This window comes from Bacillus sp. 5mfcol3.1, from assembly GCF_900114335.1.
GTDB classification, from domain to species: Bacteria; Bacillota; Bacilli; order Bacillales; family Bacillaceae_G; genus Bacillus_A; species Bacillus_A thuringiensis_S.
Map to the genome: position 1 here is coordinate 1,138,787 of NZ_FOST01000001.1, position 15,135 is coordinate 1,153,921.

Genomic DNA, 15,135 nt, shown 5'->3' on the forward strand with positions numbered 1-15,135 from the left:
TTCTAGAGGGGGAGATAAATTGGGAGGGAATGAAAACGTATCAACGAAAAAAAAGATTTTAAATACAACATTGGAATTAATTAAAAAAGAAGGTTTTGAAAAGGTAACGATAAGAAAAATTGCAGCATTGTCAGATATAAATATAGCGCTAGTGAATTACCATTTTGGTTCAAAAGAAAAGTTAATTAGTGAGACGATTAGAGTTTTATTAATTAGCTTTCAAGGCACTTTTTCTATTTTAGATAATATTACAGTGCCAGCAAAAGAAAGATTAAAAATATTTTTATTGGATTATGTACTAGTAATTCGGCAATATCCGGAGTTAGTTAGGAAGATTATTGCAATGGGAACTACGGTATTTACATCTCAATACGAATATGGGGATTTTTTGAAGAGGCTAGGTTTCAGTAAAGTGAAGAATATTTTGAGCGAGATAACAAATGAAACGGATCGGGAAATTTTAATGATGATGACGGTGCAAATATTTGGATCCATTTTTCTTCCCACATTAATGATGCCAATTCTCGAATCAGGGGCAGATATAAAAGTACCATCTGTAGAAAAACAGATTGATTTCCTATTTGAACGCTATTTTTATAAAAATTGAGATAGTGGGTGATAGAGGTGGCTAGTTTCTTTAGAAAGCATTGGTGTGATATAGGGTTAGTTGTCGCTATTATTGTCGTTGTTTCTTTAGTCGCGAATTTGGGAGAAATGAGTGAAATAAAAGTACTGTTAGGGTTAAGTTTTGTGGCCATTTTAGTGCATCAATTTGAAGAGTATCGTTGGCCAGGTTATTTTGCTGGTCTGTTTAATGTAGTTATATTTAAAAGTGATATACCAGACCGCTATCCATTAAATACGCAATCTGCTATGGTAATAAATATTTTGATTGCGTATGTTTTTTATTTACTCCCGGTTTTTTTTCAAAATATAATATGGCTTGGGTTGGCACCTATTTTAATGGGATTTTTTCAATTCATATGGCATGGTATTTTTGCGAATATAAAAGCTAAAACAATATATAATCCGGGATTAGGTGCGGTTGTATTACTACATGTTCCAATTGGTTATGTATATATGAGGTATATTCTTTTACACAATCTGGCTACAAATTTGGATTGGTTATTTGGGGTGATCTACTTTCTAATAGCTACCTATTTTTTAATTATAAAAGGAAATATGTTAATGAAAAGTAAGGAGACAAATTATTACTTTTCTAAAAAACAATTAGGTCCGTACAATGATACATTGAAGTGATTCAGAATTCAGAGGGAGGGTTTTGGATGCGGAAGAAAGTGCAAGTGAAGGATTCATGAATAAATTATGACAAGAAAATGAATAATTTTCAGAAAAATAAAATAAATTATTTATTTTTTTCTGAAAATATAATATAGTTATGGCACAGAAAGTATTTTAACATAAGGAGGCTTTTTATGAGGATTAAAGGGAATTACGTGCCAAAAAGGGAAGTTTTACTGTGCTCAAGTTCGATTACGATAGGGGAAGCGTTAGAGCATTTAAATAAAACGGGGTATCGTTGTGTACCAGTTTTAGATGAAAAAAAAGAGAAATTTTTAGGGAATATATATAAAGTAGATATTTTAGAATATAAAGGATCACTTGACGAGAGTGTAATGCAATTATTAAACGATAAAGAGGGATTTGTGAGAGAAGATTCTTCTTTCTTTAAAGTATTTTTTACAATAAAAAAATTGCCTTATTTATCAGTAGTTGACGAAAAAGGGGTTTTCCTTGGAATTTTAACGCATAAAAAAGTTTTTGAGTTATTAGAGGATGCTTGGGGCGTTCACTCTAGTAAATACTCTGTCATGATTGGAACGCAAGACTATAATGGAGCAATCCAAAAGTTATCGACAGTTTTAAAGAAATACACTGGTATTCAAAGTTTGATGACTTTTGATAATGATGCCTTATTAGTTCGTAGAATTATGTTTACATTAGGAGAAGAGTTTAACGACGGTGAATTAGAGACATTATTGAAAGATTTAGAAGATCACGGATTTAGAGTTGTATATGTGGAAGAGATGAAAAATCCACGTGAAGTTGAAACGATAGAGTAACATAACAAAAGCCATCTAATTATCTTGGATGGCTTTTGTTATGTTACGTGTATAAAGTTATTTTAAAATAACGACAAGATAATAGGTGAGATTATAACAATATTTGTGTAAGAGAATAAAAAATGTAGATAATTTCGATTTTCAAAAAAATCAATTTGAAAATATGTTTTTATTTTGCAACTAAATATGTTACTATATGTGTGATAAAAACAAAGAGGTCTGACAACTATACTCCACGTAATAACACTCTAATGATTTAAAAATTCAAAAAACTCAAAATTCAAAAATAACAATTGTATTAATGATTAGAGTAAAAATAAGGGGAATGGAGAAATTATGGAGAAAGACACTGCTTTGTAAGGGGCATATTTTATCATCTTGAGCAGAGAGGAGGATGCATAGCATATTGTAAAATATAGAGATAAACAATGAAAAAATGCTATGCAAATGAAGAGCATGAAGGGACGTTTAAGGCCAGGTGATACGGTAGCAATTGGTTTAATGCTATTTGCATTATTTTTAGGAGCAGGAAATTTAATTTTCCCGCCAGTTTTAGGTCAACAAGCAGGAGAGAATGTTTGGATTGCTACAATAGGATTCCTTGTAACGGGAGTCGGATTACCCCTACTAGCTGTAACAGCTGTCGCGTTTGTAGAGGGGGACTTGAAAGCGCTATCTTCTAGAGTCCACCCTATATTTGCGTTTATTTTCCCATTGATTAGTTATTTAGCAATTGGACCATTTTTCGCGATTCCTCGTACTGGAGCTGTTTCGTTTGAAATGGGTATGAAGCCGTTTTTATCAGAGGCAATGGTTTCAGAGTGGTACATGCTATTTCTTTTCACGATAGTTTTCTTCGGAATAACGTGGTATTTATCATTAAATCCATCTAAATTAGTGGATTGGTTTGGAAAGTTTCTTACACCATTATTAGTATTAATTGTCGCTGTTATTGTCGGAAAGGCAATTATTGATCCAATTGGAGAGCCAGCTGCGCCGTTAGCTGCTTACAAAGAAAATGCTTTCTTTGGTGGATTTATTCAAGGATATTTAACGATGGATGCAATTAGTGCTCTCGTATTTGGGATTGTCGTTGTACAAGTTATCCGCTCTAAAGGGATAAAAGAGAGTAGTCAAATTGCAAAAATAACAGTCGTATCAGGTATTATTGCTGTACTTGGTTTAACGTTAATTTATTTATCACTTGCTTATCTTGGTTCAACAAGTACATCACTTGGTATTTCAGAAAACGGTGGTCTTATTTTAACGAATGTTGTAAATGAGCTATATGGGACGAGTGGTAAAATTTTATTAGGGCTTGTTATTATACTCGCTTGTTTAACAACTTCTGTTGGGTTAACATCTGCGTGTGCGGGTTTCTTTACAAACTTATTCCCAAAACTTTCGCATAAAACGATTGTAACAATGGTATGTGTATTTAGTTTAATTGTATCTAACCTAGGTTTAACACAATTAATCGCAGTAACATTACCTGTGTTAATGATCATTTATCCAGTTGCAATTGTATTAATCGTACTTTCGTATTTCCATAAGTGGATTGGGAAGCGTAATACAATTTATATTGGAGCTATTTTAGGTGCATTGTTAATTAGTTTCTTTAACGGTTTAGAAAGTGCGAAAATTAAAATTGACGCAATTTCTAATGTACTACAAATGTTACCGTTATATAACGAAGGAATCGGATGGTTAATTCCATCATGTATTGGCGGGATTCTCGGTTTCTTCTTCTATAAATCAAATGAATCAAGTGAATTACAAAAGAAAGGTGCTTAGGCACCTTTCTTTTTTTGAAGGGGATTTTTGTATTTTGTCTAAGTAATAATTGGGGGGAATGATAAATGGCTAATTTTGAAGATTTTTTAAATTTGGATTTGAGAATTGGAACTGTAATACATGCAGAGGAATTTAAAGAAGCGAGAGTACCAGCGATTAAACTAGCAATAGATTTTGGAGAAATCGGGATAAAGCAGTCAAGTGCCCAAATTACGAAAAGGTACAGTCCAGAAGATTTAGTCGGTCAACAAATCGTTGCGGTTGTAAACTTTCCACCGAAGCGTGTAGCTGGATTCAAATCAGAAGTGCTTGTGCTTGGCGGCGTTCCTGAAGCTGATGATGTTGTGTTGCTTCAGCCTAATATGGAATTGCCAAATGGAACGAAAATTAGCTAGGGTGAAGGTAGGGGCTAATATGGATATCGGACGAGAATATTTACAATGTGCGATTTCGAACTTTAAAGCAACAAAGAAGCAAGGGGAACGGGCACTTTCTCAATTATCATATGAACAAATACAATGGTATTCTCATGAAGAAACAAATAGTATAGCGATTATTATAAAGCATCTGCACGGTAATATGCGTTCTAGATGGACGGATTTTTTAACGTCTGATGGTGAAAAAACAGATCGTAATCGAGATGGTGAATTTGAGGGATGCTATCATTCAAAAGAAGAAGCCCTTATAGCTTGGCAAGAAGGATGGAAATATGTTTTTAATACGATGAATACTTTAACACCGGAACACTTATTGAAGACGGTATACATTCGCGGTGAAGCACATACTGTCATGCAAGCAATTGAAAGGCAAATTTCCCATTATGCATTGCATATTGGTCAGATTATTTACATTGGGAAGATGTTAAAAGAAAATGAGTGGGAATGTTTAAGTATTCCGAGAGGTCAGTCTGCACGTTATGTAGAGAAAAAACGTTCCACATAATAATAAGAAAGAAACCGATAAAAAATGGGAAAAAAGAGAATCAGCCAAATAATAGACGGTTCTGTAATCATAAGAATGCTGCCAAAAATAAGTCCATACATAATAAGAAAGAAATTGAAAAGTGTATTCACAGGGATAAATCGTGGGACGAACACTTGCTGTCGTTTAAAACAATCACTGTGAAATAAATAAAAGCGGAAGTACCATGTGGCGGTAATAAGATCTTTCTTTCTCACAATTCTTTTTTTGCATGTATGACAGATAAATGTTGGTTGCATTTCATTACGCTCCATTTTTTATTTTTATAATAATGTGAGACATAAGTAGGTACAACGTGTATGTTCCTATATACGCTCCTGCAATAAGGAAAAATGGATTCAGTAAAATCCCATGAATGCTCGTCATGAAAACTAAATCTTGTATTAAAACATCGTATATATTAATGGAAATAATTGTACCGAGTACATACAGTGCCAAGTACGCAGAAATATGTAGTACAATAAAGACTTTTGGATGCTTAGCGGACAAATAAAAAATGAATGATAGAGCGATTGGTAATATTCCTATTAATAGCTTCAATTCATTTCACCTCATTAACAATATAGCCGAAATTTTAACGGTCTATTCTCTAGGGCTTGTACATAACTTGAAATAGAGAGGTGATAGTATGAATCGGGGCTTTTTTTTTATGAAGTTTACAAGTATGCGTAAGTTAGTTTTATTTGTTATTACTACAGTGCTAGCGACTTTTTTTCTTATTAGTATGATGGTAACCTCTATGAAAGAGACGAAGTCAACGTATTTATATAATTGGTTAAATGAGTTATCGATGAATGGTTACATGTATGTACTTGGAAAAGAGAATCATTATTTTACACAGGAGTATCGAAAGTTGAATCAAGATTTTTCAATTTCTTCTTTTCTCTTTTCTATGGCTACAAATATTCGCTTTAATGATGTACGCAGTTTTGTCGGGAAAGAGCTACCCGGGTTTGGTAAGTACGATACAGAAATTGTTATTGCGGGTGAGGGCACAAACTATTCTAACTTACCGATAGAGTCGAGTGTACCTCTTGAAGAAGTAGTGAAAGAACGGACTAGTGGAACTGGACAAGCACCTAAACAAGATACGAATAAAGAGAAAAAACAGCCGTCCCAAACGACCGGGAAAAGACAAGTTGCGTTTATTTATCATACACATAGCTGGGAATCTTATTTACCTTTACTTAACTTAACGAATGACCCGAATCCGAATAAAGCAACGAGTTCTGTATCGAATATTTCTATATTAGGAGATCGTTTCCGTGAACAACTAGAAGGTGAAGGGATTGGAGCTACTAACGATAAGAGTGATGTTGGTCAAAAGTTAATAAGTAAGGGTTTAAACAGTAATAGTTCGTATAAAATGTCACGAGAAATTGTGCAGCAAGCTATGGCTGGAAATAAAGATCTTCAATACTTTTTTGATTTGCATCGTGATAGTGCTCGAAAGAATGTAACGACAAAAACAATTGGAGATAAATCATATGCGAAGCTTGCATTTGTAGTAGGGAAAGGAAATAAAAATTATGAAAAAAACTTACAATTAGCGACAGCTTTACATGAGGCGATTAATAAGAAATATCCAGGAGTGAGTCGTGGGGTCATTCAAAAAGGTTTTCAAACAGGAAATGGAATCTATAATCAAGATTTATCAGGACAAGCGATATTAATAGAAGTTGGCGGTGTAGATAATACGGAGGAAGAATTGAATCGATCAATTGATGCACTTGCTAAAGCATTTGGTGAATATTTTTGGCAGGCAGAAAAAGTGAATGGATAAAGTGAAACTTGAATTAGCCAGGGTATCTATCGATAATTATTAGCTCACTTCAATCTTGGAAAAGCGTAAGTGTAATGCTTACGTTTTTTGTGTTGGTTTGAAATGTGGATAGCAAGATGTCACAAAATGGACATGATTAATAATTATTATAGCGATATCGAAATTTGTCTAATTATAATAGGAGAATTAGAAAGGGATTTTTGAAATGGCAGAGAAAATCTTTTTACAAGGAAAATTTTTATATTATGAAATTGATAGGGTGATTTAGGTGATTAGGGAGATCAAAGTAGAAGATGCAGCATCATTTTTGCAATTAAGTAAGCAATTAGATGAAGAAACGAAGTTTATGTTATATGAACCAGGAGAAAGGAAAACTACAGCTGAGCAACAAGAAAAAATGATCCAGCGATTTATAGAAAATGAATATGCAACAATATTTGTAGCAGTTGAAGATGAGAGAATAATAGGTTTTATATTAGTGAATGGAAATAACATTCAAAGAAAGAGGCATGTGGCAAGCATTGTAATTGGTATTTTGCAAGAGTATAACGGGCGAGGTATTGGGACGAGATTGTTTAAAGAGGTTGAGAAGTGGGCAAAATTACATGATGTATGGCGTTTAGAATTAACAGTAATGGCCCACAATACAAGAGCTCAGGCACTATATAAAAAAGCTGGATTTGAGAAAGAAGGTGTCAAAAAAGCTGCTCTTATTATCGATGGAAAGGACATCGATGAGTATGAAATGGCCAAATTATTAAAATAAGAGGTCGTTATATGAAAAAAAGATGGGCACTACTCGGTATCGTAGCTGCAATAATTATTGTTGGAGTAGCAGGAATCAATTATAAAATGTATAAGGATAAGCAGGCGCGGGAAGTAAGTGTAAATAGTATATTTCCAAAAGCGAAAGAAACGATTGCTAATATGGATGGGGATATTGCGGTAATTAATAATCCGAATTCAATGCTTGTACTTGTGAATAAAAGTAGGCGTTTACCAGATGGTTATAGACCGCCAGATTTAGTTATTCCGAAAGTGCGCTACTCTAGTGAAGGTGATCAAGAAAAGAAAAAGATGAGAAAAGAGGCAGCGAGGGCGCTTGAGGAAATGTTCCAGCAAGCTAACAACGAGCGTATTTTCCTTTTTGCAGTTTCTGGATTTAGATCCTTTGATCGACAAAAAGCATTAAATACGATGTATAAAAAACAAGATGGGGAAGCAAAAACAGCAATGTCTAGCGCGGTTCCTGGCACAAGTGAGCATCAAACTGGATTAGCTATGGATATTACGTCTCAATCTGCTAAATTTCAGTTAGAGACGTTTTTTGGGGAAACGAAAGAAGGTCAGTGGCTTTCTGAAAATGCCCATAAATTTGGTTTTGTGATTCGATACACAAAAGCGAAAGAAACGATTACGGGCTATCGGTATGAACCATGGCACGTAAGGTATGTGGGAAATCCACAAGCTACATATTTGTATGATAATCAACTGACGCTTGAAGAAGTAACAGAGTAAATGATTGAGGGGAGAGACGTATAATGACGATGTTATATAAGAAAAAAGTACATGCATATATTACAAGAGAAAAAGAGGGGGTTATGCAATTACTGGTTTTTAAACATCGTGATATACATGAAGCTGGTATTCAAGTGCCAGGGGGAACGGTTGATGAAGGTGAAACGTTAGAAGCGGCTATATTGCGTGAAGTACAGGAAGAATCCGGATTACGTCATTTATGTATAGAGCGTTTTTTAGCAGATTACATTATACATGTGAAGGAAAAACAGGAATATGAAAAACGTCACTTTTTTCATGTAACTTTACTAACTGATGTAAAAGATACATGGGAACATATAGTAAGTGCTGGTGAGAAAGATCAAGGTTTAGCGTTTAGCTACGAATGGGTTAATATTGCAAAATGCCCTGAATTAGCAGGGAAACAAGGAGAGTTTTTACACTTATTGGATGAGATATATGTAAAGTAATAAAAGAGTCTGAAGCGAAAGTTCATTCGTTTCAGACTCTTTTTATTTTTTGGGAAATTAAAGGCTTTTTGAATAGATAAATTGAATTTCTTTAAAGGAATATTAGTTTGGAATAGTTGGGGTGAAAAGATGAAAAAGTAAGAGTTATACGCAAAAAAGTTGCTATAAGGGAGAATATAAATGGAGATTCAGTTTAATCCAGTATTAAAAAAAGAATTAACAATTCATGATATACAAACCGAAATGGAATCTGGGCAGTTAACTTCAAAGGAATTAGTGATGTATTATCTTCATAGAATCGCAAAGTATGACCAAGACGGACCGGAAATTAATTCTATTTTAGAAATCAATCCAGATGCTATTTTTATTGCAGAAGCGTTAGATTATGAAAGAAAGACAAAAGGTATAAGGGGTCCATTACATGGTATACCTGTTTTGCTTAAAGACAATATTGAAACGAATGACTCCATGCATACAAGTGCAGGTACGATTGCTCTAGAACAAAATATAAGCAGTGAAGATGCATTTCTCGTTACAAAATTACGAGAAGCCGGAGCAGTAATAATAGGAAAAACAAATATGACAGAATTAGCAAATGCAATGTCTTTTGAAATGTGGGCTGGATATAGTGCAAGAGGTGGTCAAACAATCAATCCATACGGAACGGGCAAGGACCATATGTTTGTTGGCGGATCTAGTACAGGATCTGCGATAGCAGTTGCCGCTAACTTTACAGTAGTATCTATTGGGACAGAAACCGATGCTTCTATTTTGAGCCCCGCTGTTCAAAATTCTGTAGTAGGTATTAAACCGACTGTCGGTTTAATTAGTCGTAGAGGAATTATTCCATTTACTTATTCGCAAGATACAGCTGGACCATTTGCTAGAACGGTAACAGATGCTGCTATTTTGCTAGGGAGTTTAATTGGAGTAGATGAGAAAGATGTTGCTACTCATAGAAGTGAAGGTAGGGCAGAGCAGGATTATACAAAATATCTTAATGTTAATGGCTTAAATGGAGCGAAGATTGGTGTGTTTAACGATGCACCAAAAGATTATTACGAAAATGGTGAGTATGATGAAATCTTGTTTAAGGAAACGATCCAAGTATTACGTAATGAAGGAGCGACAGTAGTAGAAAATATTAATATTCCTTCTTTTCATAGAGAATGGAGTTGGGGAGTGCCGCTTTATGAACTGAAGCATAGTTTAGATAACTATCTTTCTAAATTACCTTCTACTATTCCGGTACATTCTATTTCGGAGTTAATGGAGTTTAATAAAAACATAGCAGAAAGAGCTTTAAAATATGGACAAACTAAGTTAGAGGGAAGAAAAGATTTTCCTAATACGTTACGAAATCCAGAATATTTAAATGCAAGATTAGAAGATATATATTTTTCACAAGAACAAGGCATTGATTTTGCATTGGAAAAATATAATCTTGATGCGATACTGTTTCCTTCCTATATAGCTTCTACTATATGTGCGAAAGCGGGTTATCCGTCTATAGCAATACCTGCAGGATATATGGAAAGCGGGAGACCTTTTGGAATTACGATTGCAAGTACTGCCTTTAGTGAAGGGATGTTAATTAAGCTAGCTTACGCTTTTGAACAGGCGACAAAACATAGAAAAATCCCAAACTTGTCATGAATAGAATAAATAAAAAGGACAGGGAATGCCTGTCCTTTTTGTTTTAGTGATTAAAGTGAAATATCGTTCTGCTCTGTTTTATGATATTTTAATAAACTAAAAGATAAACAAGCGGAACATAAAATAAGAATAGATGCGATGATATAAATTGTACGAACACCGAACATATCAGTAATAATGCCAACGCTAAGCATAGAAAGACCAGAAGCTGTTGAAAGAAGGGCGCCATGTGCTGTATACATTTTTGATAATAAAGAAGGGGTGACACTTGATTGTAAAACAGTCGTTTGAGAAATATCTCTAATTTGATAACATGGTCCCATTAGAACACATAGAAAAAGCGCAATAAATCCGCTGCTCGTCATACCATATAAAAATGTAAGAATGCTAAATATAAGAGAGCCAATCGACATAGATCGTATTAAATTGTTTTGAATATAGGAACTCATTTTCCATGCTAATAGACCACCGATTAACGTGCCAACATAATAACTTGTATTAATATATCCCCACCATTCTTCGCCTTTATGAAGAATAGTCGTAACATACGCCATCGTAATAGCACCAATCCATATTGTCCCGGCGAAAGTTTCAATTAAGTCCATATATGTAACGGTACGGAGAGAAGGATTTTGAAATAAGAGTTTCCAACCTTCCGATAAAGCAGTACTTTTTGAAGAGGGAGGATCTGCTATTCGTTCAGTATGTATGGTACGTAATGAAAAGTGTAATGCAATACATCCAAAAATCATTAACATGTTATTAATCATGAGTGTAGATGTAGCGCCAATGAGAAGAACGATAACACTCGTAAATGAATAAGCGGCGGCTTGCGCAATTTGTGTTGAAAAGGAAAAGATACTATTTACTTTTACTAATTTTTCTTTCGGTGTAAGGCGCGGAAGAATGCTGTATAGTAATGGAGCGCTCCATCCACTACATAATGAAATGAAAAAAATAAAAGTTAATAGAGCTATAATGTTTGTGGATAAGACCGGAAACAAAATCATTAATAATAGTAAAAAGACTGTTTTTAGCCATTGTAGCGTATATAACAACGTATAAGACGGAAAACGATTTATTATTAGTGGTGCAAAGATGTTAGCAATTAGATTTGTGATAACTTGTAATAATGGAAAAAGAGCAGTAATAGTAGCTGATTTAGTTGCTATATAAATATGAGTTGTAATAATCATTACATATACGATGTCAGCGAGAGTAATGCATGTTTTGGAACCTAAGTAGTAGGTTAGTGACAGGTTTCTCAATAAGAATAACACCTCTATAAAAATAGTATTTAGTAATTAGAATAATTGTAATTTAAAAAATGAAATTTTTAAAGAATTTAATTTTTTGTCACTTTTTGAAAGGAATTTTCATGTATAATGAAGAATATATTGATATAGTATTATATTAATAATCATAGTAACAGTGAGTATGTACAATAGCTTGTAGCAAACGCCCAAGTGTAAGAAAGGGCGGATAAACCATTCTTTTCTTCATATACATATAGAAAATGAGAAAGAAAGTGAGGGTTGCATATGGCTGCTTGGGTAATTTGGTTTATAATAGCTGGTATTTTATTTATTGCAGAAATGTTGTCGATTACATTTTACATGCTTTGGCTTGGAATTGGAGCTGTTGTCGGAGGTCTTATTGCTTTGTTTGCTCCTGATGCACTACTGTTACAAGTTACTGTTGGCGCAATTATAAGTTTAACTTTGACATTCTTTACGAAAAGAATTTCAAAAAACTTTCGAGAAGCAAAAGGTTTTACGGATACAGTAGATATGCTTGTTGGTAAAAAAGGGATTGTTATGCAAGCGATTACAAATGAAGCGAATGGTATTGTGAAGGTGGATGGAGATACTTGGACAGCTATTGCAGATTCTTCAATTGATGCTGGAGAAAAAGTCGTTGTTATAAAGAGGCATAGTACTATATTACAAGTAAAAAAGGAGAGTGAATAAATATGGTAGCATTAACGTTAACGATTATATTCGCACTAATTGTAGTTACATTTATCGCATTAACAATTAAAATTATTCCTCAGCAAAAAGTTGGGGTTGTTGAAAGATTTGGTAAGTTTCAACGTATCATGCACCCAGGATTAAATATTTTAATCCCAATTGTAGATCGTGTTCGTGTATATCACGACTTACGTATTCAACAAACGAATGTACCACCGCAAAAAGTAATTACGAAAGATAATGTTCAAGTAGAAATAGATACAATTATTTTCTATCAAATTGTTGAACCAGAACTTGCGACATATGGTATTTCAAACTATGAATATGGTGTTCGTAATATTACTTCAGCAACGATGCGTCAAATTATCGGTAAAATGGAACTGGATGAAACGTTATCTGGTCGTGAAAAAATTTCAACAGAAATCCGCTTAGCGCTTGATGAAGCAACAGAAAAATGGGGCGTACGTATTGAACGTGTCGAAGTTGTTGATATTAACCCGCCAAAAGATGTGCAAGCATCAATGGAAAAACAAATGAAGGCTGAGCGTAATAAACGTGCAATTATTTTAGAAGCTGAAGCAGCAAAACAAGATAAAGTTCTTCGTGCTGAAGGGGAAAAGCAAAGTAAAATCTTGATGGCTGAAGGGGATAAAGAAGCGCGTATTCGCGAAGCTGAAGGTATAAGAGAAGCAAAAGAATTAGAGGCACAAGGGGAAGCGCGAGCAATTGAAGAAATCGCAAAAGCAGAACAAAACCGTATTGAATTGCTTCGTGAAGCGAATTTGGATGAGCGCATACTTGCTTACAAATCATTCGAATCATTAGCTGAAGTTGCAAAAGGACCAGCAAATAAAGTCTTTATTCCGTCTAATGCAATTGAAACACTTGGTACTCTTGGGGCAATTGGAGAAATATTTAAAGAAAAACAAGCGAAGAAACTACCTTCAAATGATACAGGAAAAGAACAATAAAAGTGAGGAAGAGAAATGGGATACCATTTCTCTTTTTTTTGTGCGTATATTCCGAAAAGCTTGTACATATTCATGTATAAAGAAGGTGATGCAGTGAAAAAGTATGCAACTCGAATACATGGGAAGAAATTAATTTCGTTACTCCTTTTATATGCGCTAATAGTAATTATAATAGCGTCGATTTTGACGTCACTTTTACATACAATGAAATCGAATTATGCAAATCAATGGTTTGGAAAAGTATCGATGCAAGGTTTTGTTCAAATGATAGAAAGTGAGAATCACTATTACGGATTTGATTATTTTAAGCAGAATAAAAGAGAGTCAGTTGGGAATTTAATGTTCTCTATTGCGACAGATTTGAAAATTAAAGATTTAAGAACATTCGTCGGTAAAGAAGTACCTGGTATGTCAAAGTATTATTCTAATATTATCGTAGCTGGGGAAGGGACAAACTTGACGAATATCCCAAATGAATCTAGTGTACCGATTGAAGAAGTAACGAAAGAACGGGAAGTAGCAAAAGATAAAGTTACAGAAGCGGAAAAGAATAATCCGGTTCAGAAAAAGAACGGAGCGAAAAAAGGTGAAAGCGCAGTATATATTTATCATACACATAGCTGGGAATCCTTCTTTCCATTATTACCAGGGGCAACTGATCCATCTAGCCCAGATGTAAATGTGTCCTTACTAGGAAAACGTATGAAGGAACAACTTGAGGGGCAAGGAATTCCAGTAATTCACGATAAAACGAATATGGGTGATTTATTAGCGAGTAAAAAGTGGGTATGGTATCAGTCATATAAAGCATCTCATGAATATGTAAAAGGAGCATTAGCACAAAATAATAAAATTGCGTTTCCGATTGATATACATCGTGATGATCAGCGTAAGAAAGTAACAACAAAAGTAATTAATGGAAAATCGTATGCAAGATTATATTTTATTATTGGGATGGAAAATGAAGGCCGTGCTGAAAATGAAAAAATTGCAAGAGCGATCAATAGTTATTTAGATGAAAACTATTACGGATTAAGTAGAGGGATTTTTCCGAAGTATAAAAAAGATGGAAATGGCGTTTATAACCAAGATCTATCGAAAAATGCGATGTTAATTGAAGTTGGTGGTGTTGATAATACGTTAGATGAATTATATAACACAATTGATGTGTTAACAGAAGCGTTTAGTAAATATTATTGGAATGATGCGGAAAAAGTGAATGGATGAGGGACGGGAGACCGTTCCTTTTTATTTTGAAATCTTAAAATGTGATATAATAGAATTTTGTGAATGTTAAATAAAGGGGGAGAGAGAAACATGCAAATACTACTAATACGCCACGGAGAATCAGAAGCTGATATTTTACATGTGCATGAAGGACGAGCTGATTTTGAGTTGACTGACAAAGGGAGACGACAAGTACAAAGACTTGTACAGAAAGTGAAAAAAGATTTTGCACCAGATTTCATTTGGGCAAGCACATTAAAACGCGCTCGCGAAACGGGTGAAACATTAGCAGAAGCAATTGGTTGTCCAATTCAATTAGAAGAGGAATTAATGGAGTTTAATAATGGAATACAAGCTGGCTTATCATTTGAAGAAGCAAAGAAATATCCAGAGCCAAAATTTCTTCATGACCGTTTTGAAAACGGAGAGTCATTTATTGAGTTTCGAATGAGAATAGAAGGGATTTTTTCTAAAATTGTGACAGAGAATACATATGATCGAATTGCGATTGTTGCCCATGGAGGCGTAATTAATAGTCTATTACGTGCATTTTTCAATATGCCAATTTCAATGGACTACTATTTCAAAATGGGAGATACGGGAATAAGTTTAATTGAAATTGAGGGTGAACAAAAAACGGTGCATTTCATTAATGATACGAATCATTTGGACGGGATGTAA

The 15,135-nt window shown here is 34.2% G+C and carries 18 protein-coding genes; 15 read left to right on the forward strand and 3 right to left on the reverse strand.

Features of this window, described 5'->3' with window-relative positions; all coding sequences use genetic code 11:
- The first annotated feature begins 19 nt into the window (after nt 1–19).
- From BM089_RS05910 to BM089_RS05935, 6 genes are all read left to right on the forward strand, one after another.
- The gene (locus tag BM089_RS05910) at nt 20–607 is read left to right on the forward strand and encodes a TetR/AcrR family transcriptional regulator (protein WP_089170849.1); all 588 of its coding nucleotides are present in this window, start codon (nt 20–22) and stop codon (nt 605–607) included.
- 8 nt (nt 608–615) lie between these two features.
- Nucleotides 616–1,260 (forward strand): HXXEE domain-containing protein, encoded by a 645-nt coding sequence (locus tag BM089_RS05915; protein ID WP_003270331.1) that lies wholly within the window; start codon nt 616–618, stop codon nt 1,258–1,260.
- 176 nt (nt 1,261–1,436) lie between these two features.
- On the forward strand, nt 1,437–2,084 hold the full coding sequence (gene cbpA / locus BM089_RS05920; protein WP_001220528.1) for a cyclic di-AMP binding protein CbpA: 648 nt from the start codon (nt 1,437–1,439) through the stop codon (nt 2,082–2,084).
- A gap of 441 nt (nt 2,085–2,525) precedes the next feature.
- The gene (brnQ, locus tag BM089_RS05925) at nt 2,526–3,878 is read left to right on the forward strand and encodes a branched-chain amino acid transport system II carrier protein BrnQ4 (protein ID WP_001999653.1); all 1,353 of its coding nucleotides are present in this window, start codon (nt 2,526–2,528) and stop codon (nt 3,876–3,878) included.
- Nucleotides 3,879–3,943: 65 nt separating this feature from the next.
- Nucleotides 3,944–4,273 carry a chaperone CsaA gene (gene csaA, locus BM089_RS05930; protein WP_001263018.1) on the forward strand — a complete coding sequence of 110 codons (330 nt, stop codon included), beginning with the start codon at nt 3,944–3,946 and terminating at the stop codon, nt 4,271–4,273.
- A complete protein-coding gene (locus tag BM089_RS05935) occupies nt 4,254–4,820 on the forward strand; it encodes a DUF1572 domain-containing protein (protein WP_139213214.1) in 567 nt (188 codons plus the stop codon). Before csaA ends, BM089_RS05935 begins: the two co-directional genes overlap by 20 nt.
- On the opposite strand, the gene BM089_RS05940 is transcribed toward BM089_RS05935, so the two are convergent.
- Entirely contained in the window at nt 4,793–5,098 is a 306-nt protein-coding gene (locus BM089_RS05940; RefSeq protein ID WP_139213215.1) for a permease, read from the reverse strand. The genes BM089_RS05935 and BM089_RS05940 overlap by 28 nt on opposite strands.
- Before the next feature lie 4 nt (nt 5,099–5,102).
- A complete protein-coding gene (locus BM089_RS05945) occupies nt 5,103–5,399 on the reverse strand; it encodes a hypothetical protein (protein ID WP_090976262.1) in 297 nt (98 codons plus the stop codon).
- Between the two features lie 88 nt (nt 5,400–5,487).
- Here BM089_RS05945 and BM089_RS05950 point away from each other — a divergent pair, with 88 nt between their 5' ends.
- The 5 genes from BM089_RS05950 to BM089_RS05975 all read left to right on the forward strand — a co-directional run bounded on the left by BM089_RS05950 (nt 5,488) and on the right by BM089_RS05975 (nt 10,286).
- Entirely contained in the window at nt 5,488–6,642 is a 1,155-nt protein-coding gene (locus BM089_RS05950) for a stage II sporulation protein P (RefSeq protein ID WP_001079282.1), read from the forward strand.
- 268 nt (nt 6,643–6,910) lie between these two features.
- The gene (locus BM089_RS05960; protein ID WP_002093964.1) at nt 6,911–7,408 is read left to right on the forward strand and encodes a GNAT family N-acetyltransferase; all 498 of its coding nucleotides are present in this window, start codon (nt 6,911–6,913) and stop codon (nt 7,406–7,408) included.
- Nucleotides 7,409–7,419: 11 nt separating this feature from the next.
- Nucleotides 7,420–8,160 carry a M15 family metallopeptidase gene (locus tag BM089_RS05965; RefSeq protein ID WP_090976264.1) on the forward strand — a complete coding sequence of 247 codons (741 nt, stop codon included), beginning with the start codon at nt 7,420–7,422 and terminating at the stop codon, nt 8,158–8,160.
- 23 nt (nt 8,161–8,183) lie between these two features.
- Complete coding sequence (locus BM089_RS05970) at nt 8,184–8,630, forward strand: NUDIX hydrolase (RefSeq protein WP_016512975.1); 447 nt, start codon at nt 8,184–8,186, stop codon at nt 8,628–8,630.
- Nucleotides 8,631–8,810: 180 nt separating this feature from the next.
- Nucleotides 8,811–10,286: an amidase family protein gene (locus tag BM089_RS05975; protein ID WP_088023984.1), complete on the forward strand. Its 1,476-nt coding sequence runs from the start codon at nt 8,811–8,813 to the stop codon at nt 10,284–10,286.
- Between the two features lie 50 nt (nt 10,287–10,336).
- Here BM089_RS05975 and BM089_RS05980 read toward each other — a convergent pair whose 3' ends face one another.
- On the reverse strand, nt 10,337–11,554 hold the full coding sequence (locus BM089_RS05980; RefSeq protein WP_100910336.1) for an MFS transporter: 1,218 nt from the start codon (nt 11,552–11,554) through the stop codon (nt 10,337–10,339).
- Between the two features lie 273 nt (nt 11,555–11,827).
- On the opposite strand from BM089_RS05980, the gene BM089_RS05985 reads away from it, so the two are divergent.
- The 4 genes from BM089_RS05985 (at nt 11,828) to BM089_RS06000 (ending at nt 15,135) form a co-directional block, all read left to right on the forward strand.
- Nucleotides 11,828–12,256 carry an NfeD family protein gene (locus BM089_RS05985; RefSeq protein WP_000741971.1) on the forward strand — a complete coding sequence of 143 codons (429 nt, stop codon included), beginning with the start codon at nt 11,828–11,830 and terminating at the stop codon, nt 12,254–12,256.
- Nucleotides 12,257–12,258: 2 nt separating this feature from the next.
- Nucleotides 12,259–13,227, forward strand: a complete 969-nt coding sequence (locus BM089_RS05990; RefSeq protein ID WP_000226254.1) for an SPFH domain-containing protein — start codon at nt 12,259–12,261, stop codon at nt 13,225–13,227.
- Between the two features lie 15 nt (nt 13,228–13,242).
- Entirely contained in the window at nt 13,243–14,454 is a 1,212-nt protein-coding gene (locus tag BM089_RS05995; RefSeq protein ID WP_002093965.1) for a stage II sporulation protein P, read from the forward strand.
- Nucleotides 14,455–14,544: 90 nt separating this feature from the next.
- The gene (locus BM089_RS06000; RefSeq protein ID WP_001166442.1) at nt 14,545–15,135 is read left to right on the forward strand and encodes a histidine phosphatase family protein; all 591 of its coding nucleotides are present in this window, start codon (nt 14,545–14,547) and stop codon (nt 15,133–15,135) included.

Excerpts from the sequence above, each read along its gene's own strand:
- BM089_RS05990 (WP_000226254.1), top strand. The coding sequence starts at position 12,259 with ATGGTAGCATTAACGTTAACGATTATATTCGCACTAATTGTAGTTACA.
- BM089_RS05965 (WP_090976264.1), top strand. The coding sequence starts at position 7,420 with ATGAAAAAAAGATGGGCACTACTCGGTATCGTAGCTGCAATAATTATT.
- csaA (WP_001263018.1), top strand. The coding sequence starts at position 3,944 with ATGGCTAATTTTGAAGATTTTTTAAATTTGGATTTGAGAATTGGAACT.
- BM089_RS05935 (WP_139213214.1), top strand. The coding sequence starts at position 4,254 with ATGGAACGAAAATTAGCTAGGGTGAAGGTAGGGGCTAATATGGATATC.
- BM089_RS05950 (WP_001079282.1), top strand. The coding sequence starts at position 5,488 with ATGAATCGGGGCTTTTTTTTTATGAAGTTTACAAGTATGCGTAAGTTA.
- BM089_RS06000 (WP_001166442.1), top strand. The coding sequence starts at position 14,545 with ATGCAAATACTACTAATACGCCACGGAGAATCAGAAGCTGATATTTTA.
- BM089_RS05985 (WP_000741971.1), top strand. The coding sequence starts at position 11,828 with ATGGCTGCTTGGGTAATTTGGTTTATAATAGCTGGTATTTTATTTATT.
- BM089_RS05970 (WP_016512975.1), top strand. The coding sequence starts at position 8,184 with ATGACGATGTTATATAAGAAAAAAGTACATGCATATATTACAAGAGAA.
- BM089_RS05995 (WP_002093965.1), top strand. The coding sequence starts at position 13,243 with ATGGGATACCATTTCTCTTTTTTTTGTGCGTATATTCCGAAAAGCTTG.
- brnQ (WP_001999653.1), top strand. The coding sequence starts at position 2,526 with ATGCAAATGAAGAGCATGAAGGGACGTTTAAGGCCAGGTGATACGGTA.
- BM089_RS05940 (WP_139213215.1), bottom strand. The coding sequence starts at position 5,098 with ATGCAACCAACATTTATCTGTCATACATGCAAAAAAAGAATTGTGAGA.
- cbpA (WP_001220528.1), top strand. The coding sequence starts at position 1,437 with ATGAGGATTAAAGGGAATTACGTGCCAAAAAGGGAAGTTTTACTGTGC.
- BM089_RS05975 (WP_088023984.1), top strand. The coding sequence starts at position 8,811 with ATGGAGATTCAGTTTAATCCAGTATTAAAAAAAGAATTAACAATTCAT.